At 44.9% G+C, this 22,842-nt stretch carries 19 protein-coding genes; 18 read left to right on the top strand and 1 reads right to left on the bottom strand.

Going from position 1 to position 22,842, the window contains the following annotated elements:
• Nucleotides 1–43 precede the first annotated feature (43 nt).
• From pth to EUBC25_RS01655, 4 genes are all read left to right on the top strand, one after another.
• On the top strand, nt 44–655 hold the full coding sequence (gene pth, locus EUBC25_RS01670; protein ID WP_230106523.1) for an aminoacyl-tRNA hydrolase: 612 nt from the start codon (nt 44–46) through the stop codon (nt 653–655).
• 19 nt (nt 656–674) lie between these two features.
• The gene (mfd, locus tag EUBC25_RS01665) at nt 675–4,013 is read left to right on the top strand and encodes a transcription-repair coupling factor (protein ID WP_230106522.1); all 3,339 of its coding nucleotides are present in this window, start codon (nt 675–677) and stop codon (nt 4,011–4,013) included.
• Nucleotides 4,014–4,066: 53 nt separating this feature from the next.
• Nucleotides 4,067–5,131, top strand: a complete 1,065-nt coding sequence (locus EUBC25_RS01660; RefSeq protein ID WP_230106521.1) for a peptidyl-prolyl cis-trans isomerase — start codon at nt 4,067–4,069, stop codon at nt 5,129–5,131.
• 177 nt (nt 5,132–5,308) lie between these two features.
• Nucleotides 5,309–6,619: an IS4 family transposase gene (locus EUBC25_RS01655; protein ID WP_230106013.1), complete on the top strand. Its 1,311-nt coding sequence runs from the start codon at nt 5,309–5,311 to the stop codon at nt 6,617–6,619.
• 174 nt (nt 6,620–6,793) lie between these two features.
• On the opposite strand, the gene EUBC25_RS01650 is transcribed toward EUBC25_RS01655, so the two are convergent.
• Entirely contained in the window at nt 6,794–7,240 is a 447-nt protein-coding gene (locus tag EUBC25_RS01650) for a GatB/YqeY domain-containing protein (RefSeq protein WP_230106520.1), read from the bottom strand.
• Between the two features lie 162 nt (nt 7,241–7,402).
• Here EUBC25_RS01650 and EUBC25_RS01645 point away from each other — a divergent pair, with 162 nt between their 5' ends.
• From EUBC25_RS01645 to hisS, 14 genes are all read left to right on the top strand, one after another.
• On the top strand, nt 7,403–8,272 hold the full coding sequence (locus EUBC25_RS01645) for a DUF5685 family protein (protein WP_230106519.1): 870 nt from the start codon (nt 7,403–7,405) through the stop codon (nt 8,270–8,272).
• On the top strand, nt 8,253–8,885 hold the full coding sequence (locus EUBC25_RS01640; protein ID WP_230106518.1) for a DnaJ domain-containing protein: 633 nt from the start codon (nt 8,253–8,255) through the stop codon (nt 8,883–8,885). Before EUBC25_RS01645 ends, EUBC25_RS01640 begins: the two co-directional genes overlap by 20 nt.
• Nucleotides 8,876–9,418 (top strand): hypothetical protein, encoded by a 543-nt coding sequence (locus EUBC25_RS01635; protein ID WP_230106517.1) that lies wholly within the window; start codon nt 8,876–8,878, stop codon nt 9,416–9,418. The genes EUBC25_RS01640 and EUBC25_RS01635 overlap by 10 nt, the downstream gene beginning before the upstream one ends.
• Before the next feature lie 104 nt (nt 9,419–9,522).
• Nucleotides 9,523–10,068 carry a stage V sporulation protein T gene (gene spoVT / locus EUBC25_RS01630; protein ID WP_230106516.1) on the top strand — a complete coding sequence of 182 codons (546 nt, stop codon included), beginning with the start codon at nt 9,523–9,525 and terminating at the stop codon, nt 10,066–10,068.
• A gap of 81 nt (nt 10,069–10,149) precedes the next feature.
• Nucleotides 10,150–10,524 (top strand): TIGR04086 family membrane protein, encoded by a 375-nt coding sequence (locus EUBC25_RS01625; protein WP_230106515.1) that lies wholly within the window; start codon nt 10,150–10,152, stop codon nt 10,522–10,524.
• A gap of 72 nt (nt 10,525–10,596) precedes the next feature.
• A complete protein-coding gene (scfA, locus tag EUBC25_RS01620; protein ID WP_008976445.1) occupies nt 10,597–10,740 on the top strand; it encodes a six-cysteine ranthipeptide SCIFF in 144 nt (47 codons plus the stop codon).
• Between the two features lie 124 nt (nt 10,741–10,864).
• A complete protein-coding gene (gene scfB, locus EUBC25_RS01615; RefSeq protein ID WP_230106514.1) occupies nt 10,865–12,274 on the top strand; it encodes a thioether cross-link-forming SCIFF peptide maturase in 1,410 nt (469 codons plus the stop codon).
• Between the two features lie 3 nt (nt 12,275–12,277).
• Entirely contained in the window at nt 12,278–14,467 is a 2,190-nt protein-coding gene (gene secD / locus EUBC25_RS01610) for a protein translocase subunit SecD (RefSeq protein WP_230106513.1), read from the top strand.
• Nucleotides 14,468–14,529: 62 nt separating this feature from the next.
• Nucleotides 14,530–16,296, top strand: a complete 1,767-nt coding sequence (recJ, locus tag EUBC25_RS01605; RefSeq protein WP_230106512.1) for a single-stranded-DNA-specific exonuclease RecJ — start codon at nt 14,530–14,532, stop codon at nt 16,294–16,296.
• 106 nt (nt 16,297–16,402) lie between these two features.
• Complete coding sequence (locus EUBC25_RS01600) at nt 16,403–16,927, top strand: adenine phosphoribosyltransferase (RefSeq protein WP_230106511.1); 525 nt, start codon at nt 16,403–16,405, stop codon at nt 16,925–16,927.
• Between the two features lie 50 nt (nt 16,928–16,977).
• A complete protein-coding gene (locus tag EUBC25_RS01595; RefSeq protein WP_230106510.1) occupies nt 16,978–19,326 on the top strand; it encodes a RelA/SpoT family protein in 2,349 nt (782 codons plus the stop codon).
• A 26-nt stretch (nt 19,327–19,352) separates the two neighbouring features.
• On the top strand, nt 19,353–19,973 hold the full coding sequence (locus EUBC25_RS01590) for an MBL fold metallo-hydrolase (RefSeq protein ID WP_230106509.1): 621 nt from the start codon (nt 19,353–19,355) through the stop codon (nt 19,971–19,973).
• A gap of 119 nt (nt 19,974–20,092) precedes the next feature.
• Nucleotides 20,093–21,568: a coproporphyrinogen dehydrogenase HemZ gene (hemZ, locus tag EUBC25_RS01585; protein WP_230106508.1), complete on the top strand. Its 1,476-nt coding sequence runs from the start codon at nt 20,093–20,095 to the stop codon at nt 21,566–21,568.
• Nucleotides 21,553–22,824: a histidine--tRNA ligase gene (gene hisS / locus EUBC25_RS01580; protein WP_230106507.1), complete on the top strand. Its 1,272-nt coding sequence runs from the start codon at nt 21,553–21,555 to the stop codon at nt 22,822–22,824. The genes hemZ and hisS overlap by 16 nt, the downstream gene beginning before the upstream one ends.
• The last annotated feature ends 18 nt before the right edge of the window (nt 22,825–22,842 follow it).

The raw sequence follows: 22,842 nt of genomic DNA, 5'->3' as shown, positions 1-22,842 counted from the left end.
CTTCCTGTAGAATGGAAAAGTAAGAAATGAGGTGGAAGAACAAATGTTTATTATTGCAGGGCTTGGAAATCCCGGTCTGCCCTATGAGGGTACCAGACATAATGTGGGATTTGATGTCATAGATGCTATTGCGGACGAATATAATATTTCCGTGGATTACCGGAAAAACCGCGCCTTGATCGGCAAAGGGATCATCGAAGGACAAAAGGTGATTCTGGCAAAACCCCAGACTTATATGAATTTAAGCGGAGAGAGCATCAGAGGACTTGCAGATTATTATAAGATTGACGAGGAGGCAGAGCTGATCGTCATATATGATGATGTGAGCCTTGACGTAGGACAGCTTCGCATAAGAAAAAAAGGAAGCGCGGGAGGACATAACGGAATAAAAAGCATTATTTCTCATCTTGGGACAGATGTCTTTCTAAGAATTAAGGTAGGCGTCGGTGAAAAGCCGAAGAAATATGACCTGGCGGATTATGTGCTGGGGCATTTCTCCAAAGAGGAAAGGCAGCAGATGGAAGAGGGATATCACCGTGCAGTCAAGGCTGTGGAAATGATGGTATCCGGGGAGATCGAGGCGGCAATGAATGAATTTAACCGCAAAGCAAAGAAGGATGCTGCCCGGTCCGGTGAGGAGACAAAAAGATCATAAGAATAGGAGAGAAAGGATTATGGAAGCCTTGACAGGGCCCCTGCATGAACTGGCGGAATTTGAAGAAATATGGAAACAGAGAGAGAAAGAACCGGGAATGCTGCAGATATCGGGCTGCGTCAATTCTCAGAAAACTCATCTGATGTATGCGCTTGGCGATGGCTGTGATTATAAAGTCATCGCTTGTTCCAGTGAATCAAAGGCAAAGCAGATTTATGAGGAATACCGGTTCCTGGATGGAAACATATATCTGTATCCGGCAAAGGATTTTCTTTTTTACCAGGCGGATATCCGCAGTAAGGAGCTGATGCGCCAGCGAATGACAGTGATACAGGCAATCCTGGAACAGAAGAACATTACGGTTGTAACCAGTTTTGACGGATTTATGGACGTTCTGCAGTCAAGAGAAGTTATACAGGGAAAAGTACTGGAGATTAAAAACGGCGAAATCATAGATTTTCCGGAGATTCAAAAGGCTCTTGCGGCTAATGGATACGACAGGGAAGAGCAGGTGGAAGGCCCCGGACAGTTTGCAGTGAGAGGGGGGATCCTGGATATTTATCCGCTGACAGAGGAGCTTCCGGTCCGGATTGAACTGTGGGATGATGAAGTAGATTCTATTCGGACCTTTGATGTGGAAAGTCAGCGTTCCATTGAAAATCTGGAATCTGTCTGTATTTATCCAACAGAGGATATGGAAAAGGAGACAGCCGAAAGTGTATCTTTTCTGGATTATTTCCCAAAAAAGGGAACGTTGATTTTTCTGGACGAGCCGGCCAGACTTTTGGAAAAAGGGAAAGCAGTAGAAGAGGAGTTCGTAGAAGCACAGGCGAAACGACTGGAGAGCGGGTATGAGGTCAGCGACAGGGAGATGCAGCTTTACCATACTGAAAAAATTACGGAAAAAATAAACCGCCGCTGCAGTATCGGTTTCTGTTCTCTTGATACAAAGTGTCCTCAGTTTAAGGTACGGGCTAAATATCATATACAGACAAAAGGGATCAATCCCTACAATAACAGTTTTGAAATGCTGACAAGAGATCTGAAGAGACTGAAAAGGGAAGGGTACAAAGTTGTGCTTCTTTCCGGTTCCAGAACACGGGCGAAACGTCTTGCCGAGGATCTGCGTGATTATAACTTAAGCAGCTTTTACAGTGATGAAATGGATCGGCAGGTACTTCCGGGGGAAATCATGACAGCTTACGGCCATGTGGCGGAAGGCTATGAATACCCTATGCTGAAATTTCAGGTCATTTCCGAGACGGATATTTTTGGAAAGGTCAGAAAGAAAAAGAAAAGAAAATCCTATGAAGGACGGAAGATCCAAAGTTTTTCAGAGCTTAAGCCAGGAGATTATGTTGTCCATGAGAATCATGGACTTGGAATTTATCAGGGAATTGAAAAGATTGTGGTAGATAAAGTAGCCAAGGATTATATGAAGATTTCCTATGCAAAGGGAGGCAATCTTTATATTCCGGCTACCCAGCTTGATCTGATCCAGAAATATGCCAGTGCAGACGCCAAGAAGCCGAAACTGAATCGCCTTGGTACTCAGGAGTGGACCAAGACAAAAACAAGGGTCCGGGGAGCGGTAAGAGAAATTGCAAGAGATTTGGTGCAGCTGTATGCGGCAAGACAGGAAAAGGAAGGCTATGTTTACGGAGAAGATACCGTCTGGCAAAAAGAATTTGAGGAGATGTTCCCTTTTGAAGAGACAGAAGATCAGCTTCTGGCTATTGAGGCGGTAAAAAAAGACATGGAAAGCCATAAGATCATGGACCGTCTGATCTGTGGAGATGTAGGATACGGGAAAACCGAAATCGCTATTCGTGCCGCCTTCAAAGCTGTACAGGAAAATAAACAGGTTGTCTATCTGGTGCCGACAACGATTCTTGCACAGCAGCATTACAATACGTTTTTGCAGAGGATGAAAGAATTTCCGGTCCGTGTAGATCTCATGTGCCGTTTCCGAACTCCGGCTCAGCAGAAAAAAACCATAGAAGATACGAAAAGAGGCCTTGTTGACATTGTGATCGGTACTCACAGGGTTCTGAGCGACGATTTAAAATACAAGGATCTGGGACTTCTGATTATTGATGAGGAACAAAGATTCGGCGTACAACATAAGGAAAAGATTAAAAAGCTGAAAGAAAATGTGGATGTTCTGACTTTGACGGCAACGCCGATTCCCCGTACTCTCCATATGAGCCTCATCGGAATCCGGGATATGAGCGTTCTGGAGGAAGCTCCGCAGGAGAGAATGCCTATACAGACCTATGTCATGGAATACAATGAAGAAATGATACGGGAGGCCATAGAGAGGGAATGTGCCCGGCAGGGGCAGGTATACTATGTCTACAACCGCGTGGAAGATATTGCCGAGGTGACGGCAAGAATACAAAGGCTTGTGCCGGAAGTTTCCGTTGCTTTTGCTCACGGGCAGATGAGGGAACATGAACTGGAAAAGATCATGTATGCTTTTATTAACCGGGAGATTGATGTTCTTGTCTCTACAACAATTATTGAAACGGGACTTGACATTTCCAATGTCAATACGATGATCATCCATGATGCTGACAGGCTGGGACTTTCCCAGCTGTACCAGCTTCGCGGCAGAGTCGGGCGTTCCAATCGGATGGCTTATGCTTTCCTCCTTTACCGGAAAGACAAAATGCTCAAAGAAGTGGCCGAGAAGCGATTGTCCGCTATCCGGGAGTTTACGGACCTTGGATCCGGATTCCGGATTGCCATGCGGGATTTGGAAATCCGGGGTGCCGGAAATCTTCTGGGAGCAGAACAGCACGGTCACATGGAAGCGGTAGGATATGATCTCTATTGTAAAATGTTGAATGAAGCAGTGAAACATTTGAAAGGAGAGATGGAGGAAGAGACTTACACAACGACGATAGATCTCAATGTGGATGCCTATATTCCGGAATCCTACATTCCCAATGAATATCAGAAGCTGGATGTTTATAAGAGGATTGCTGCTATTGAGAATGAAGAAGAGATGGAAGACATGTTGGAAGAACTGATCGACCGGTTTGGAGATATACCAAAAAAGGTGCAGCAGCTTCTTAAGATCGCAAATCTGAAAGCGATGGCTCACCAGGTTTACGTTACAGCAGTAGAACAAAAGGGAGAGCAGTATATTTTTACGATGTACGAGAAGGCCAGGGTAAACCCGGCCAGGATTCCGGCTATGCTGGAAAGCTATAAGGGAAGTCTCGTTTTCCGGGCGGAAGAAACACCGTGTTTTATTTATCAGAAAAAGGGCTTTAATAAGAAGGAGAAAGACGAAGATATTCTGGAAGTAGTGAAAAATGTGTTAATTTCCATGCAAGGATTGCTTGAATAGAAGAAAAACGGTATAATGACAGAGTCAGCAATACGAAGGAGGGTGTAAAAACCATGAAAAAAAGAGCAGTTATCTGTCTGCTGGCAGGGGTGCTGGCGGCGGCATCTCTGTCCGGCTGCGGAAGTTTTGACGGCAGTGATGTGGTAGTGACTGTAGATGATAAAGAGATCACGGCAGATCTTGCCAATTTTCTGGCGCGGTACACACAGGCGCAGTATGAGACATATTATGCAGGGTATTTGGGCGATGATATGTGGAACAGCGAGGGATCTTCAGATGGGGAATCCTATGAGGATACAGTGAAGGATTCTGTTCTGGAATCTTTAGAGAATATGTATCTGATGGAAGATCATATGGGAGATTATGATATTGCTTTGACGGAGGAGGAAGAAAATTCCATCAAAGAGGCGGCAAAGCAGTTCGATGAAAATAACGGTCTTGAAGAGAAGGAAAAAGTATCGGGAAATACAGATACCGTAGAGCGTATACTGGAACTTATGACGATCCAGAAGAAAGTGCAGGATGCAGTGATGGCAGGGGCGGATACAGAAGTTTCTGATGAAGAGGCAGCTCAGAAGAAAATGCAGTATGTGACGTTCAGTTTTACCACAACAGATGAAGAAGGAAATTCCAGCGAGATGACGGATGAGGAGAAGGCAGAATTGAAAACACAGGCAGAGGAATTTGCAGCAGGAGCAGCAGGCGCCTCAGATTTTTCTGCTTATGCGTCACAGCAGGGATATGAAGCTGTGGAAGGAACTTTTGATTCAGAATCTACCGGATATCCGGAAGAGCTGGTGGCTGAAATGGATAAGCTGGAGGAAGGCGGTACTACAGGAGTAGTGGAGAGTACAGGAGGCTATTATGTGGCCAGAGTGACCAGCCTTTTTGACCGGGAAGCCACAGATACGAAGAAGACAGAAATTGTGCAGGAGCGGCAGCAGAAGCTTTTGGACGATACCATATCGGAATGGCGGGATGACGCCAAGATTGATGTTAATAACCGCGTTTGGGATAAGGTAGACTTCAATAAATTGAGTGTGACAATGAAGCAGGACGAGACAGATCCGTATGCAGACGAAGTGCAGACAGACGATCAGGCAGAGGAAACAGAATAGTTAAAAACATAACAGGGGACGTAGTAAAATTGAACTTCAATGTCATTAAGTTTAGAAATTAAGATTCGAAAAGCATGGAACAAGAAATATTCCATGCTTTTTTGATGAAAACACTTGACAAATCATACAAAATTTGTGGCGAAGCCATTTGAATATATACTTTTTTGGAGGTTTCAAATGGCTGATTATTCCCTTATCACAAAACAAAAATTAATACACATTATGAAAAAAATGTCCCGTAGTTCTGATTCTTATGTAAAACGTCCCGGAAAAGATTTTTCCCGTTCCAGAAAAATTTCCTTTTTTGATACCTTACGTTTCCTTCTTTCTTTAGGCGCTAAGTCTTTGGATAAGGAACTTTTGGACTTTTTCTCCTATCGCCCGGATCTTCCTACCTCTTCCGCCATGCTGCAACAGCGCGGCAAACTCAAGCCCAATACTATGAAAGTCCTCTTTTCTGTTTTTACGGCCTCTCTCCCCAAACATTCCAACTTCCATGGCTATCATCTTCTTGCTGCTGACGGTTCAGAGCTCTCCTTCCCGGAAAATAAAAAAGAACCTCTCTGCCATCGAAAGATCCCTAACACACAAAAAGGGAAAAACGCAATCCATCTAAACGCTTTATACCATCTAAACAGCGGTATTTTTGATCAGGTCCTGTTTCAGCCTGTCCATGAAAAAGATGAACACTCCGCCCTTATTACCATGCTGGCACAAACGGAAATTTCCAGCAAAGTCATCCTTACTGCCGACCGGGGATATGAAAGTTATAATACCTTTGCACATATCTTGGAAAAAGGATGGAATTTTGTGATCCGGGGACGGCAGGGAGACAGGGGGATCCTTTCCAGTTTAGCCATTCCCGATCAGGAACAATTCGATGTGGAATGTCCTGTCGTCATCTGTAAAAAACACTGCCGTGGCACCAAAGAACAGCCGGAACTCTACAAACGGATCCGATCCGGTGCAAAGTTTGACTTTTTTACGGAAGAGCAAACGGAATATCCGATGAAACTACGAGTGATAAAGTTGAAAGTAAACGAAGATCTTTCCGAGATCCTTTTTACGAATCTGTCCAAAGAAGAAATGCCCGTTGGAATGCTCCAGGAACTCTACCGTATGCGTTGGATGATAGAGACAGCATTTTCCCAGCTAAAATATAATCTTGGGGCCAGTGCGCTTCATTCAAAAAGAATAGAGTATGTCCTGCAGGAACTGTATGCAAAAGTCATCATGTTCAATTATTGTAAAAGCATCCTGTTTCACATCTCGCTTCCCCAAAAAACATCTTGGAAATATGATTATCAGATCAGCCTGAGTACAGCAGTAGATATCTGCTTAAAATCATGGCGCTGTCCAAATGGGACAGCGCCGCCAGATGTTGAAATATTACTGCTTAAATATAAAGTCCCAATAAGAAGGGAAAGAAGTTTTCCCAGAACACCTTCCCCAAAAGCAGTGATCTATTTCACTTATAGGATAGCATAAAAGGGGAAAATACGGAACAGGAATTTGAAGCAGACAGCGGTCTGCTTTATCGGTCTGCATAAAAGAATGACAGCGTAGATTTGGATATCAACACTGTCTTTCTTTTGAGGACTCATTTTCTAAACTTAATGACATTGAAATTGAACTTTACTACGTCCCCTGTTATGTTTTTAACTATTTGATATAGCTTCCAACCAGTTCATTTACCAGCTTTCCGTCAGCCTTTCCTTTTACTTTGGGCATAAGGGTTTTCATGATCTTGCCTTTATCAGAGGAGGCGGGAGTTTCGATTCCAAGCTCTTTTAGAGTTGCAGTGATAATGCCGCGAATCTCATCTTCGCCCATCATGACAGGCGCATATTGTTCCAGGACAGCCAGTCTGTTTTTGCATTCTTCGATGATTTCCGTGCGGTCAGCCGGTGTCATTTCAAGAGTTTCCTTTGTCTGTTTGATCTCCTTCATAACAACCTGAATTTCTTCTTCCTCAGTCAGATCGGCCCGTTTGTCGATTGCTTTATTTTTTAAAGCGGCAAGGAGCATGGACAGAGTTTCTTTTGTCGCCTTGTCACCGGCCTTCATTGCCTGTACCATGGCGCTTCTTACTTCATCAATTTTGCTCATGATGATATTCCTCCTAGAAAATTTTTTCTTTTATTATAACGAAGAGTACCCCTTCTTTACAAGGGCATATTGAAAAGGGGTGGGAGGTGAATTGACGGAAACACAGGAAATCTGATACAATAACTGGCAGAATATTTTAGATAAAAAGTGCAGGGAGAGCAAATGTTTGGATATATAAGAATTTATGAGCCGGAGCTCAAAATGAAGGACTTCAGAAGATATAAAGCATATTACTGCGGACTGTGTCAGGAACTGAAAAAGAAATATGGAGCTATGGGGCAGATGACGCTTACATATGATATGACTTTTGTGCTGATCTTTTTGCATTCCCTGTATGAGAGCCCGAATATTCAGGAAGAGCATCGCTGTAAAGTACATCCGGTCAAAAGGCAGAAAATGCTTTTGAATGAAATGACAGGATACTGTGCAGATATGAATATTTTGATGTCTTACTATCATTTAAAAGACGATTGGGAAGATGACAGAAAGAAAAAAAGTCTGATTGGAACAAAACTGCTGCAGTCCAAAAAGGAAAAACTCTCTCATATTTATGAGAGACAGAGCCGTGTCTTTGAAAAAGAATTGAAAGAACTTTCAGCCCTGGAAAGAGAGAGCAGCGCTGATATTGACAGAACGGCAGGATGTTTCGGCCGTATGATGGGAGAGATGCTGGCTGTCCGGGAAGATGTATGGGCAGAAACATTGAGGAGAATGGGATTTTATTTGGGGAAATTTATTTATATCATGGATGCCTATGAGGATTTGAAGGAGGATCAAAGAGCCGGCAGATACAACCCGTTGAAACAACTTTCAGAAAAGGAAGATTATGAGGAGAGGATGAGGGACATCCTGTGTATGATGATGGGCGAGTGCAGTGCGGAATTTGAAAAACTTCCTTGTTTATTAGATATAGACATTTTAAGAAATATTTTGTATGATGGAGTATGGAATCGTTATCGAAGTATACAAGAGAAAGAAAAAGAAACCGATAGAAGAGAGGACGAAAAAAACAATGACGAAAAATCCATATGATGTTCTGGGGGTTTCTCCCAATGCATCTGATGATGAGGTAAAAAGAGCTTACAGGGATTTGAGCAGAAAGTACCATCCGGATGCCAATGTAGACAATCCGCTGGCAGATCTTGCGGAAGAAAAGTTCAAGGAAATACAGGAAGCATACGATGAGATTATGCGCCAGAGGTCAACAGGCGGAGGACAGACATCCAATTCTTATAATTATGGAAGATATCAGCAACAGTCATCCGGCGATCAGGATGTGGAGATGCAGGCGGTCATTAATTTTATCAATAACAGGAGATATCAGGAAGCGCTGAATCTTTTGAATCGTATGCCAAACCGGACTTCTATGTGGTATTATGCAAGCGCCTTTGCCAATGCAGGACTTGGAAATAATATTGTCGCAAGAGATCATGCGGCTCAGGCAGTCAATATGGAACCGAATAATGTACAGTACAGGCAGCTTCTGAATCAGATCGAATTTAACAGCCGAAGGTATCAGAGTAATCCTTACGGCGGATATGGAATGGGAGGAGGAAGCTGCGGAACAGGAAATATATGCTGCGATCTTTGTATTGCAGACCAGTGCTGCGAATGTATGGGAGGAGACCTTTGTCAATGCATGTAAAGACGAAGATGATGGCGTTTGGGGGACTGCTGCTTGCGTTATGTGTTCTTTGCATGGCGCTGGGCAGTGTGTTTGAAACAGGGACACTGTTTTTTCTGGCAGCAGGATCCTATTTTGTCGGAATTGTGATCCGTGAGATGGGCATGAAAATGGGAGTTGCCTTTTATCTGGCGGCAGTGTTGCTGGGAGTGATTTTGGCGCCGAATAAATTTTATGTGCTTACTTTTGCCGCCATGGGATTTTATATTACTGCGGTGGAAGGGATGTGGAGACTTCTTGCAAAAGGCCCGGGAAAAGTTCAAAGAAGAGGGATTTTTTTTGGAATGAAATTTGTTTTGTTTAATCTAATGTACATTCCTCTTGTGGTATTTTTTCAGGAGATTTTGTTTTCACAGAAGCTATCCGGAGGGATGGCGGCAGCAGTGCTGATTGGAGGTCAGATCCTGCTGTGGATATATGACAATGCGTATGAGTATTTTCAGGGACATGTATGGCCCGGATTCAGAGGCAGACTTTTTAAAATAAAAGATTAGAAAAGGCAGATGGAAGAGTATAATTTCCTCTATTTTACAGATACTACCGTTATCTACAAAAAGCAAGATAAATGGAAAGAATGTAAAATGGAGGAAATTTTATTATGAAGGCAACGGGGATTGTAAGGCGGATCGATGATCTGGGACGGGTGGTCATTCCAAAAGAGATCAGGAGGACCTTGAGAATCCGGGAAGGAGATCCGCTGGAAATATTTACTGACCGGGAAGGAGAGATTATCCTGAAAAAGTATTCTCCCATCGGGGAACTGTCGGCGTTTGCCGCACAGTATGCAGACAGTCTGGCGCAGACCTCAGAGAGGCTGGTCTGTATCTGCGATATGGATCAGATAGTGGCGGCTTCCGGAAGCGGGAAAAAAGATTTTCAGGAGAAATTCATTACCAAAGCACTGGAAAAGGCGCTGGAAGGGCGCCGTGATATCTTTGCGTTGCAGGGAGATAAAGGATTTATAAAAATTACGGAGGAACACAGCGGATACAGCCAGGAAGTAATTTCTCCCATTCTTTCCGAGGGAGATGTCATTGGAGGCGTGATCCTTTTAGAGGCAGACGACAGAAAAAAAATGAACGATACAGAAATAAAACTGGCCGCCTGTGGTGCGGGATTTCTGGGCCGTCAGATGGAGCAGTAAAAAAATCCATATCCTACTCATAAACGCCCCGGTCTTTTCATATCAATTAGATAGGAAATGACTGGACAAGGAGAAAAGGATATGGATAGGAAGATGGGGAAAGAAACAAAAATATTGTGGGTGTTAAAGGTACTTTTGATTTCGTACATTGTAACAGGAGTGCTCCTTGTGGGGCTGGCCTTTTTGCTGTATAAGCTTGATCTGGGGGAGCAGGCAGTATCGGCAGGCATTGTTGCTATCTACATTGCAGCGACTCTGGTAGGAGGGATCGTGATCGGAAAAACAGCCAAAGTAAGGCGGTTTGTATGGGGGCTGGCAATAGGAATCCTGTATTTTCTGCTCCTTGTATTCATTACTTTGGGAGTGTACAGAAGCCTTGACGGCAGCGGAATACACATGGTGACAACCTTTCTTCTGTGTGCGGGAGGAGGTATGATCGGGGGAATGATTTCCTAAAAAAGTGCTTCCAAAAAGCAGGGGCATGTGCTATAATAGCATAAGTTAAAGTAAGAGAAGGAGGCTGCAAGGATGAAACACATAAAAACATTAAACACACAGACCTTAAACAATACAATGAAAAAAGGTGGATGTGGGGAATGTCAGACATCCTGTCAATCCGCTTGTAAAACTTCCTGCACAGTAGGAAATCAGACATGCGAACAGAAGAAATAGGAATCTGATGAACAGAAAAGATCAATAATAAGGTAATTTTTGTATCGTATAGGAACCCAGGTTCCTATACGATACATTTTGTGCTTTTTTAGAGGAATTTTAGCGACAGAAAGGGGTACGAAAGGTGATACATCAGTACCGTAACAATGGATATAATATTGTCCTGGATGTGTACAGCGGAGCCGTTCATCTTGTGGACGATCTGTGTTACCGGATGCTGGAGCTTTTGCAGGAAGGAAAAGAAGATCCTACCATCGAAAGTCTGGAACAGCCGGAGACAAAAGAAATGCTCCTTGAACGAATGCAGGATACATATAAAAAGGAAGATATAGAAGATGCTCTGGATGACATTAAAGAGCTTACCCGGGAAGGACGGCTTTTTACAGAGGATGTCTATGAGTCTTATGTGGGGGAAGTGAAGAAGAGAAAGACGGTTGTCAAAGCACTCTGTCTTCATATTGCCCATGACTGTAATCTTGCCTGTAAATACTGCTTTGCGGAAGAAGGAGAATATCATGGCCGAAGGGCGCTGATGAGCTATGAAGTGGGCCGCAAAGCGCTGGATTTTCTGATACAAAATTCCGGCAGCAGGAGGAACCTGGAAGTGGATTTCTTTGGCGGAGAGCCACTGATGAACTGGCAGGTAGTGAAAGATCTGGTGGCATACGGCAGGGAACAGGAAAAGATCCATGATAAACATTTCCGCTTTACTGTAACAACCAACGGTGTGCTCCTGAATGATGAGATACAGGAGTTTATCAATAAAGAGATGGACAATGTGGTGCTGAGCCTGGACGGAAGAAAGGAAATTAACGATCAGATGAGACCTTTCCGGAACGGCAAGGGAAGCTATGACCTGATCGTGCCGAAGTTCCAGAAACTTGCTGAGAGCAGAAACCAGGAGAAATATTATATCAGAGGAACTTTTACAAGAAATAATCTGGATTTTTCCAATGATATTCTTCACTTTGCAGATCTTGGCTTTAAACAGATGTCTATCGAGCCGGTAGTGGGAGAGGAATCTGATCCCTATGCGATCCGCGAAGAGGATATCCCGAAGATCTGTGAGGAATATGATAAGCTTGCTAAAATAATGATAGAAAGAGAGAAGGAAGGAAAGGGCTTTCATTTTTTCCATTTTATGATCGATCTGGAAGGAGGTCCCTGCATTTCCAAACGTTTGTCCGGCTGCGGGTCCGGGACAGAATATCTGGCAGTGACTCCCTGGGGAGATTTGTACCCCTGTCATCAATTTGTTGGAAAAGAAGAATTTTTGATGGGCAATGTGGATGAAGGCATCACAAAGCCGGAGATTGCCGAGGAATTTCGCGGATGCAGCGTCTACTCCAAGGAAAAATGCAAAGATTGTTTTGCAAAATTTTACTGCAGCGGCGGCTGCATGGCTAACTCTTATAATTTCCATGGAACCATCCATGATGCTTATGATATCGGCTGTGAAATGCAGCGGAAGCGTGTGGAATGCGCGATTATGATGAAGGCGGCAATGGCGCAAATAGAAGAAGAAGGAGTGTAGGCGATGAACAAGAAGAAGGGCATAATAAGCCTGATCGTAACAGCAGCGCTGCTGGTGCTTCTTGCCTTTACCTGTTTCAAAGGCTTTGGCGAGCTGGGAACAGGGGCGACCAGAAATATTACATTGGGCCTGGACCTGGCCGGAGGTGTCAGTATTACTTACCAGGTAAAAGACGAGAATCCTACCAGCGAGGAAATGAGCGATACGATCTACAAGCTGCAGCGGCGTGTAGAACAGTACAGTACGGAGGCCAGTGTCTATCAGGAAGGCGACGACCGGATCAATATTGAAATTCCAGGCGTAACTGACGCAAATACGATCCTGGATGAACTCGGTAAGCCGGGTTCTCTGGAATTTCAGACAATGGATGGGGAGACGGTTATCACAGGATCAGATGTAGAAACGGCTTCTGTCCAGTCCGGGCAGAACAGTACAACCGGAGCCACTGAGTATTCGGTAGAACTGGATCTGACCGAAGAAGGAACGGATAAATTTGCAGAAGCTACCAGTGCCAATGTAGGAAGCCAGATTGCAATTATTTATGACGGGGAAACGATCAGTGCGCCGACAGTACAGCAGGCAATCACTGGAGGACAGGCTTATATTACAGGAAACTTTACTTATGAAGAAGCAGAAAATCTCGCCTCTACTATCCGTATCGGAGGGCTGCAGCTTGAGCTGGAAGAGCTGCGTTCTAATGTGGTGGGAGCACAGCTTGGAGAACAGGCGATCAGTACAAGTCTGATGGCCGGAGCGATCGGTCTTGGTCTTGTATTCCTTTTTATGTGCTTTGTATATCTTTTGCCGGGACTTGCTTCCAGCCTTGCGCTTCTGATTTATACAGGGCTTGTTCTGGTAATTTTAAATGCATTTAATGTGACCCTTACTCTGCCCGGAATTGCAGGTATCATCCTGAGTATCGGTATGGCGGTGGATGCCAATGTCATCATTTTTGCACGTGTAAAAGAAGAGATGACAAAAGGCAAGAGTGTACGAAACGCATTGAAAGCCGGATTCCACAAGGCGATGTCAGCTATTGTGGATGGAAACGTGACAACTTTGATCGCGGCAGTCGTATTGTGGTTCCTTGGAAGCGGAAGCGTAAAAGGATTTGCACAGACTCTGGGAATCGGTATTGTTGTTTCCATGTTTACAGCGCTCGTCATTACAAGAATGATCGTCTTCGCATTTTATGCGGTAGGACTTAAAAATGAAAAACTTTACTACCGTCCGAGAAAAGAAAGAGAACCCATTAATTTTGTGGGGAAGAAAGCGATATTTTTTACAATCTCTCTTGTAGTTATTATTGCAGGTGCCGCATATATGGGTATCAATTCCGCCAGAGGAAATGGAGCCATGGCTTATAGCCTGGAGTTTGAGGGCGGTACTTCAACCAATGTGACATTTAATGAAGACTATACGATCGATGAGATTGACTCCCAGATTGTTCCGGTTGTGGAAGAAGTAACGGGAGACAAAAACGTACAGACACAGAAGGTTGCAGATACCAATCAGGTTATCATCAAGACTGTAACACTGGATCTGGATACACGTGAGGAATTGAATCAGGCCCTTGTAGATCAGTTCCAGGTAGACGAAAGCAAGATCACATCAGAAAACATCAGTTCCACTGTCAGCAGCGAGATGCGGCAAGACGCAGTGGTTGCGGTGATCGTGGCGACGGTATTTATGCTGCTTTACATCTGGTTCCGGTTTAAAGATATCCGGTTTGCCACCAGTGCGGTTCTGGCGCTCCTGCATGACGTTCTGGTTGTTATTGTGTTCTATGCAGCAGCGAGAATATCTGTCGGAAATACCTTTATTGCCTGCCTTCTGACAATTTTCGGATACTCGATCAATGCGACTATTGTCATTTTTGACCGTATCCGCGAGGAGCTTAAGCTGCAGACAAAAACGACAGATCTTGCATATCTGGTCAATAAGAGTATCACACAGACACTTACCAGAAGTATTTATACTTCTTTGACTACTTTCATGACAATTGCAGTGCTGTATGTGCTTGGTGTCAGCTCCATCAAGGAGTTTGCACTGCCGTTGATGGTTGGTATCGTATGCGGGGCCTATTCTTCCGTATGTATCACAGGGGCTCTGTGGTATGTAATGAAAACGAAGATCGGCGGAAAGAAGGCGGAAGAAGCGAAGGCCGGAAAGAAAGGAAAAAAGAAAAAATAGAACAGAAGAAGGGGGGTGCAGTTTCGGCGCACTCCTCTTTTGCATAGTAAGGAAGAAAAAAGATGGAGCGTTGGGTTTTACTTAGAAAGGGAGCAGATTTTAAAAGTATCAGCAGAAAATTCCATATCAGTCCCTATCTGGCAGTACTTGTAAGAAACCGGGGAATTATCGGAGATCAGGCAATACAGGATTATCTCTATGGAACGATTGCCGATCTGTATGATGGGATGCTGATGAAAGATATGGACAAAGCGGTAGAGATTCTTTTGGAAAAGATCCGGGAGGGAGCCAGAATCCGTATCATCGGGGATTATGATATTGATGGAGTAAATGCGACTTATATATTGATGGAAGGCCTGCGGGGACTTGGGGCAGTAGTAGACATTGATATTCCGGACCGCATGACAGATGGTTACGGGATCAATCAAAATCTCATTGACCGGGCAAAAGAAGCCGGGGCAGACACGATCATAACCTGTGACAATGGAATTGCAGCAGCGGAGGAGATTGCCTATGGAAAGAGCCTTGGGATGACCATTGTTGTGACAGATCATCACGAGATTCCCTACCGGGAGGAAAATGGGGAGAGAAAGTATGTCCTTCCTCCGGCTGATGCAGTGGTGGACCCTAAGAGAGCGGACTGCCTCTATCCCTTCAAGGGGCTGTGCGGAGCGGCTGTTGCCTATAAACTGATGGAAGCTTTGTATGAAGCTTCGGGGAAAGATTCGGCAGATATCGATTATCTGATGGAAGAAGTGGCGATTGCAACAGTGGGAGATGTGATGGATCTTACAGGGGAGAATCGGATCTTTGTCAGGCAGGGACTGGAAATGCTGCAGTCTACCTCTAATCTGGGACTGAAAGCTCTTATGGAATGTACAAAGATCGATCCTGCCAGAATCAGCAGCTATCATATCGGCTTTGTCATGGGACCCTGCATGAATGCAAGTGGAAGGCTGGATACGGCCAAAAGAGCGCTGGAGCTTCTGGATGCCGGAACAAAGGCGGAAGCGGATATTCTGGCAGGAGATCTGAAAGCGTTGAATGACAGCAGGAAAGATATGACAGAGGACGCAGTAAAGCAGGCCATGGAACTGGTAGAACAAACAGCAGCAGGGCGGGACAAAGTACTTGTCCTTTATCTGCCAAAGTGCCATGAAAGTCTGGCCGGGATTGTGGCGGGGCGTATCAGGGAATATTATTATAAGCCGGTTTTTGTACTGACAGATTCAGGAGAGGAAGTAAAAGGTTCCGGACGTTCCATCGAAGCCTATCATATGTATGAAGAGCTGAATAAGTGCAGCGCTCTTCTGACGCGGTTCGGAGGTCATAAACTGGCAGCAGGACTGTCTCTTCCAAGAAAAAATGTAGAGCGGTTCCGTCAGGGAATCAATGCAGTCTGTACTTTGAAAGAGGAGGACATGCAGGAAAAGGTATCCATTGATATGGAGCTTCCTTTCGCACAGGTGACAGAAGAGTTTATAAAGGAACTGGAGCTGTTGGAGCCTTTTGGAAAAGGGAATCCGAAACCGGTTTTTGCGCAAAGACAAGTGGAAGTTCTCGCAGCTCGTCTGATCGGAAAGAAGAGAAACATGCTGCGGATGCAGGTGAGGGACAGCTATGGTACTTCTATGGAGGCAGTATATTTTGGAGATGCTTTGGCTTACTTGGATGAAGTGGAACGGCATTACGGAGCGGAGGTAAAGAGGGACTTTTTTGCCGGGGCCTGTCAGAGGATACGTATGTCCGTCACTTATTATCCGGGTATCAATGAATATATGGGAGAGAAGAGGGTACAGATTACGCTGACCCATTATCAGATCACGTAAACCCATTATCAGATCACGTAAGGCTTGCTCTTGCCAATAAAGGGGAATTAATGCTATACTAAAATATAGTGTTAACTTCGGAAATATATGATAGGAGGGCTTGACAATGAAGCCGATAGAAGAATATGTAACAAGTATTCCGGATTTTCCGGAAGAGGGGATTATTTTCAGAGATGTGACCAGTATGCTGCAAGATGCGGACGGGCTGCACCTTGCAGTGGATCTGATGCAGGAGAAACTGGAAGGGATAGATTTTGACGTTGTTGTAGGACCAGAGTCCAGAGGCTTTATTTTCGGAGTCCCCATTGCTTATAATCTGAGAAAACCGTTTATTCCGGTTCGTAAAAAAGGAAAGCTTCCAAGAGAGACAGTTTCCATTGAATACGAGTTGGAATATGGAACGGCATCTATTGAAATGCACCGTGACTCTATAAAGCCGGGAGAAAAGGTTGTGATCATCGACGACCTGATGGCCACCGGAGGAACGACAGAAGCAATCGTGAAGCTGGTGGAAGGCCTTGGAGGAGAGGTAGTAAAGATAGTATTTCTTATGGAACTGGCTGGACTGAAAGGCCGGGACAGGCTGGGTGATTATGATCTGGACTCTGTCATTATTTATCCGGGTAAATAAGAATTGTTTGTAGAGTGTGAAAGAGAAGGAAGAGAAAGGAGGGAATTGATATGGCGGGGATCACGACATATGAATCTGACAGCCGTAACCGGATAGCGCCGGAATCCATTATGGAAAATCAGATGCTGGGACTGGAGATCGTTGACGGACATGCAGTAAAAGCACCTGCTGATTACCAGGATCCGGATGAGCTTTATCGAATGCTGATCGGACGGATACGCAAATATCATCCTTCTACAGATGTGTCTATGGTGGAAAAGGCATATCGGATTGCGAAGAATGCTCATGAGGGACAGTGCAGGAAATCTGGTGAGCCATATATCATTCATCCTCTGTGGGTTGCGATCATCCTTGCAGATCTGGAGATGGACAAGGAGACGATTGTGGCAGGGATGCTCCATGATGTGGTGGAAGATACTGTCATGACGGAAGAAGGGATCAAGGAAGAATTTGGAGAAGAGGTGGCCCTTCTTGTTGACGGTGTGACGAAGTTGGGACAGCTGTCCTATTCATCGGATAAACTGGAAGTCCAGGCGGAAAATTTAAGAAAAATGTTCCTGGCTATGGCAAAGGATATCCGTGTCATCATCATAAAATTGGCAGACAGGCTGCACAATATGCGGACACTGCAGTTTATGCGTCCGGAGAAGCAGAAAGAAAAGGCAAAAGAGACTATGGACATCTATGCTCCGATCGCACAGAGACTTGGTATTTCCAAGATCAAGACGGAGCTGGATGACCTTGCGCTGAAATATTCGCAGCCGGAAGTCTTCTATGACCTTGTGGATCAGATCAACGCCCGCAAAACAGAGCGGGAAGAGTTTGTGCAGCAGATTGTAGAGGAAGTGTCGCAGCACATTAAAAATGCAGGCATCAAAGCTGAGATCAATGGAAGAGTAAAGCATTTTTTCAGTATCTATAAAAAGATGGTCAACCAGGATAAGACGGTGGATCAGATCTATGACCTTTTCGCGGTGCGCATTATTGTAGATTCCGTCAAGGACTGCTATGCGGCTCTTGGCGTGATCCATGAGATGTATACGCCCATACCGGGAAGGTTTAAGGATTATATCGCCATGCCTAAGGCCAATATGTATCAGTCCCTCCATACGACATTGATGAGTTCTGTGGGACAGCCCTTTGAAATACAGATCCGTACTCAGGAGATGCATAAAACAGCGGAATATGGTATTGCCGCTCATTGGAAATACAAGGAATCAAACGACGGAAAGAAGAATGTCAAGGCCCAGGAAGAGGAAAAGCTGAACTGGTTAAGACAGATCCTGGAATGGCAGAGAGATATGTCCGACAACCGGGAGTTCTTAAGTATGCTCAAAGGAGATCTGGATCTCTTTGCAGAAGATGTATACTGCTTTACTCCAAACGGGGATGTAAAGAGCCTGCCCAACGGATCGACGCCGGTGGATTTTGCCTATGCCATCCACAGCGCGGTGGGAAATAAGATGGTAGGCGCCAGGGTCAACGGGAAGCTGGTAAATATTGATTATAAGATTCAAAACGGAGACCGTATTGAAATTCTGACTTCTCAGAACTCCAGAGGACCAAGCAGAGACTGGCTCAATATTGTCAAAAGTACCCAGGCGAAGAATAAGATCAACCAGTGGTTCAAAAAAGAGTTTAAAGAAGAGAATATTATCCGCGGAAAAGAGATGGTGGCCGCTTACTGCAAGGCAAAAACCATTACTTTAAGCGATATCATGAAACCGAAATACCAGGAAGTTGTGCAGAAAAAGTACGGATTTCGGGATTGGGATTCGGTTCTTGCTGCCATCGGCCACGGAGGTTTGAAAGAAGGGCAGGTTGTAAACCGTCTTGTAGAGGAATATGGAAAAGAACATAAGCAGGAGATTACAGACGAGGTTGTTCTTGAAAAAGTGGCAGAGGCTGCGAAAAACAAAGTGCATATTGCCAAATCAAAGAGCGGAATCGTAGTAAAAGGAATTGACGATATGGCAGTGCGTTTTTCCAGATGCTGCAATCCGGTTCCGGGAGACGAGATTGTTGGCTTTGTGACCCGGGGAAGGGGGCTTTCCATTCACCGGACGGATTGTGTCAACATGCTTCATCTTACAGAAGCAGAAAGAGCCCGGCTCATCGATGCAGAGTGGGAGAGCGATGTGGCAGAGAAAGCCGGCGGCCAGTATTTGGCGGAAATTAAAATGTATGCTCATGACAGACAGGGACTTTTGATGGAAATGTCTAAAATTTTTACAGAGTGCAAAATAGATGTAAAATCTATGAATGTACGGACCAGCAAACAGGGAACGGCGACTATTGAGGCCGGATTTATCGTCCATGGACGGGAGGAGCTATCTTTGGTTGTGAAAAAATTAAGACAGCTGGAAGGCGTTATAGACATTGAGCGTGCAGTGGGATAGAAAATAAGATATGAGGTGAAAACAGCATGAAGATAGAAAAATTTGTCACGGGAATTATCAGTACTAATTGCTATGTCGTTTCCAATGAAGAGACAAAAGAGGCCGTCATTGTCGACCCGGCTGCATGCCCGCCTTCCATCCTCAATTATATAAAAGAGGAAGAACTGAAAGTAACGGCCATTTTACTGACGCATGGCCATTTTGACCATACGATGGGAATCGGAGGCTTTCTTGAAAAGTTTCCTGTGCCGGTTTATGTGCATGAGAAGGAAGAAGACACCCTGAAGGATCCGGCGCTGAACCTCTCCGGGATTTATACAGCAGGATTCACTTTTTCCGATGTTACCTATATCAGGGACAATCAGGTGTTATCCCTTGCCGGATATGACTTCCTTGTACTCCATACGCCGGGCCATACACCTGGAGGAGTATGTTATTATGTGGAAAAAGAAAAAGTGCTGTTCAGCGGAGATACTCTGTTTCAGGGCTCTGTGGGAAGAACCGACTTCCCCAACAGCAGCATGTCAGATTTAGTTCGCGGGATCCGGGAGAAGATTTTCACTTTGCCGGACGATGTGAAAGTGTATCCGGGACATATGGGCGAGACTATGATCGGTTACGAAAGAGAACATAATCCGTTTGTTTAACGCAACTTGGGACGTAACAAACTTTAAAAGTGTTACGTCCCAAACTGCGTTAATCCCTGGGTAAAATTGCGAAATACCCCGGGTAAAACTGCGAAGGTGAAAGAAAGGCTGTAAATATTATGATTTTTTTGAGCTGTAAGGAAGATTTATATGCATACAATGCCTACCACCTGGTGAAGGCTTTTTTTCCGGAGGAGGAAGTGCATCAGACAGTGGATCAGGGGCTTGGGGAGACGCTCCACATGAAGTTTCCGGATGGGCAGATTCTGACGGTTGAGGAGTGTGAGCTGTCTGGAATCGAGGATCGGAAGCAGAGAAAATATATGGTGGATGTGAAGCTCTACAAAGCCTGCCAAAGCTATACGAAGCGGGAACTGGCCTGGGGTATCCTGACAGGGGTGCGCCCTACAAAGCTTGCCATGCAGAAGCTGGAGGAAGGCATGGATGAAGAGGCATTTGTGGACTGGTTTACAAAAGACTCTTTTGTGACGCCCCAAAAGGCCAGACTTGCCTATGAGATTGCCGGACGCGAAAAACAGATCTTAAGCGGCCTGGACTGTCGGGATGGTTACAGCCTTTATGTAGGTATTCCTTTTTGCCCTTCGGTATGCAGCTACTGTTCCTTCAGTTCCGGCTCTGTCGATGCGTGGAAAGATCATATAGAAGCTTATGTGGATGCCCTGTTGAAGGAGCTGTCCTACATTGGGGAGAGGGCAAAAGAAAAAAATAAGAAACTGAACACGATCTATATTGGAGGAGGAACGCCGACTACTTTAAGCGAGGAGCAGCTGGACCGCCTGCTCACTCACATTGACCGGACGTTTTCACGGGAATTTCTCCTGGAATACACGGTGGAAGCCGGCCGGCCGGACAGTATTACGGAAGGGAAATTAAAGGTTTTAAGGCAGCATGAAATTACACGAATTTCCATCAATCCCCAGACGATGCAGCAAAAAACTCTGGATCTGATCGGGCGGAAACATACGGTGGAGGACATCCGGGAGACATACGCTCTTGCAAGAGAGCTGGGATTCGATAATATCAATATGGATCTGATCGCAGGGCTTCCCGGGGAGCGGGCGGAAGATATGAAAAATACGCTGTCCCAAATCTGTGAAATGGCCCCGGACAGCCTGACCGTCCACGCTCTTGCCATTAAGCGGGCGGCAAAAATGGGTCAGGAAAAGACAACTACGGGAACCATCGCTTCTTTGGAACATGCGCCGGTGAAAATGGGTGAGGAACTTCCCAAAATGATCGAGGAAGCTTATGAAGCTGCCGCAAAGATGGATCTTGTGCCCTATTATCTGTACCGTCAGAAAAATATTGCCGGTAATTTTGAAAATGTTGGCTATGCAAAGGTTGACAAAGCGGGAATATACAATATACTTATTATGGAAGAAAAGCAGTCGATTATTGCAGCCGGAGCAGGCGCTTCTACAAAGATTCTTCTGGATGAGCCGATTATTGTTCCGGGAAGCAGGAATCAGAGAAAGACTACATTGATGCGGGTGGAAAATGTAAAAAATATCAAGGATTACATTGGACGTATTGATGAAATGATAGAACGAAAAGGAGAATGGCTATGGCGCTGAAGAAAAAACCGGTCACGGGAATGAAAGATATCCTTCCCAGAGAAATGGAAATCAGAGATTACGTGATCCAGATGATCAAAGACACCTATAAAACCTACGGATTCATGTCTATGGAAACTCCCTGCGTGGAGCACATTGAAAATCTGTGCAGCAAACAGGGCGGGGACAATGAAAAACTTATTTTCAAAATTTTGAAACGCGGGGAAAAGCTGAAAATTGCCGAGGCAACAGAGGAAGCGGATGTGGTGGACGGAGGTCTGCGCTATGATCTGACTGTGCCTCTTGCAAGATATTACTCCAATCATTCTAATGATCTGCCGTCTCCTTTTAAAGCGCTGCAGATCGGAAATGTATGGCGGGCGGACCGTCCGCAGAAAGGACGTTTCCGTCAGTTTATTCAGTGTGACATCGATATTCTTGGAGAGCCGGGCAACCTGGCAGAGATCGAACTGATCCTTGCCACTACAGCGATGCTTGGCAAAATGGGCTTCCGGAATTTTACCGTATGCATCAATGACCGCAATATCCTCAAAGCCATGGCCGCTTACAGCGGATTCGCGGAAAAGGACTTTGATGATGTATTTATCATTCTGGATAAGATGGACAAGATCGGTCCGGAAGCTGTGGCAGAAGAGCTGATGGAACTTGGATATGCAAAAGAAAATGTAGATACTTATCTTAAGCTCTTTGAAGAGACTCCTGAAGATGCAGGCGGTATCCGTTTCCTGAAGGAAAAGCTGGGAGATTTCCTCAAAGCAGAGACAGCAGACAGCATGGAAATGATCATGTCCAGCGTCGAGGTTGCAAAAGAAGCTGATTTTAAGATAAAATTCACTCCGACTATGGTGCGGGGACAGTCCTACTATACAGGAACGATCTTTGAAGTTGTGATGGACGACTTCGGCGGTTCCGTTGCCGGAGGAGGACGCTATGATAAGATGATCGGGAAATTTACCGGCCAGGATACGCCGGCCTGCGGATTTTCAATCGGTTTTGAGAGAATTGTTATGCTTCTTCTGGAAAACGGATATGAAGTGCCCAGAAAAGGCGAGAAAAAGGCTTATCTTATGGAAAAAAACATGCCGAAAGAAGGCGTGCTGAAAGTGCTGGGACTTGCCAAGAAGGACAGAGAAGAAGGAAAACAGGTTCTGGTAGCGAATATGAAGAAAAATAAAAAATTTCAAAAGGAACAGCTTATGGGAGACGGATATGAGACGATCATAGATTGTTATGCAGATTCCGTGGACAAGCTGTAACAGGAGGAGAGAGAAACA

The organism is Claveliimonas bilis, from assembly GCF_020892095.1.
Taxonomy (GTDB): Bacteria; Bacillota; Clostridia; order Lachnospirales; family Lachnospiraceae; genus Claveliimonas; species Claveliimonas bilis.
The sequence above is the reverse complement of the archived record's forward strand: the minus strand, read 5'-3'. Positions and strand labels throughout refer to the sequence as shown.

Coding starts and splice junctions, on each gene's coding strand:
- EUBC25_RS01635 (WP_230106517.1), top strand. CDS start 8,876: ATGCATGTAAAGACGAAGATGATGGCGTTTGGGGGACTGCTGCTTGCG.
- EUBC25_RS01645 (WP_230106519.1), top strand. CDS start 7,403: ATGTTTGGATATATAAGAATTTATGAGCCGGAGCTCAAAATGAAGGAC.
- secD (WP_230106513.1), top strand. CDS start 12,278: ATGAACAAGAAGAAGGGCATAATAAGCCTGATCGTAACAGCAGCGCTG.
- EUBC25_RS01650 (WP_230106520.1), bottom strand. CDS start 7,240: ATGAGCAAAATTGATGAAGTAAGAAGCGCCATGGTACAGGCAATGAAG.
- spoVT (WP_230106516.1), top strand. CDS start 9,523: ATGAAGGCAACGGGGATTGTAAGGCGGATCGATGATCTGGGACGGGTG.
- EUBC25_RS01595 (WP_230106510.1), top strand. CDS start 16,978: ATGGCGGGGATCACGACATATGAATCTGACAGCCGTAACCGGATAGCG.
- EUBC25_RS01600 (WP_230106511.1), top strand. CDS start 16,403: ATGAAGCCGATAGAAGAATATGTAACAAGTATTCCGGATTTTCCGGAA.
- hemZ (WP_230106508.1), top strand. CDS start 20,093: ATGATTTTTTTGAGCTGTAAGGAAGATTTATATGCATACAATGCCTAC.
- recJ (WP_230106512.1), top strand. CDS start 14,530: ATGGAGCGTTGGGTTTTACTTAGAAAGGGAGCAGATTTTAAAAGTATC.
- hisS (WP_230106507.1), top strand. CDS start 21,553: ATGGCTATGGCGCTGAAGAAAAAACCGGTCACGGGAATGAAAGATATC.
- EUBC25_RS01655 (WP_230106013.1), top strand. CDS start 5,309: ATGGCTGATTATTCCCTTATCACAAAACAAAAATTAATACACATTATG.
- mfd (WP_230106522.1), top strand. CDS start 675: ATGGAAGCCTTGACAGGGCCCCTGCATGAACTGGCGGAATTTGAAGAA.
- EUBC25_RS01640 (WP_230106518.1), top strand. CDS start 8,253: ATGACGAAAAATCCATATGATGTTCTGGGGGTTTCTCCCAATGCATCT.
- EUBC25_RS01660 (WP_230106521.1), top strand. CDS start 4,067: ATGAAAAAAAGAGCAGTTATCTGTCTGCTGGCAGGGGTGCTGGCGGCG.
- EUBC25_RS01590 (WP_230106509.1), top strand. CDS start 19,353: ATGAAGATAGAAAAATTTGTCACGGGAATTATCAGTACTAATTGCTAT.
- pth (WP_230106523.1), top strand. CDS start 44: ATGTTTATTATTGCAGGGCTTGGAAATCCCGGTCTGCCCTATGAGGGT.
- EUBC25_RS01625 (WP_230106515.1), top strand. CDS start 10,150: ATGGATAGGAAGATGGGGAAAGAAACAAAAATATTGTGGGTGTTAAAG.
- scfA (WP_008976445.1), top strand. CDS start 10,597: ATGAAACACATAAAAACATTAAACACACAGACCTTAAACAATACAATG.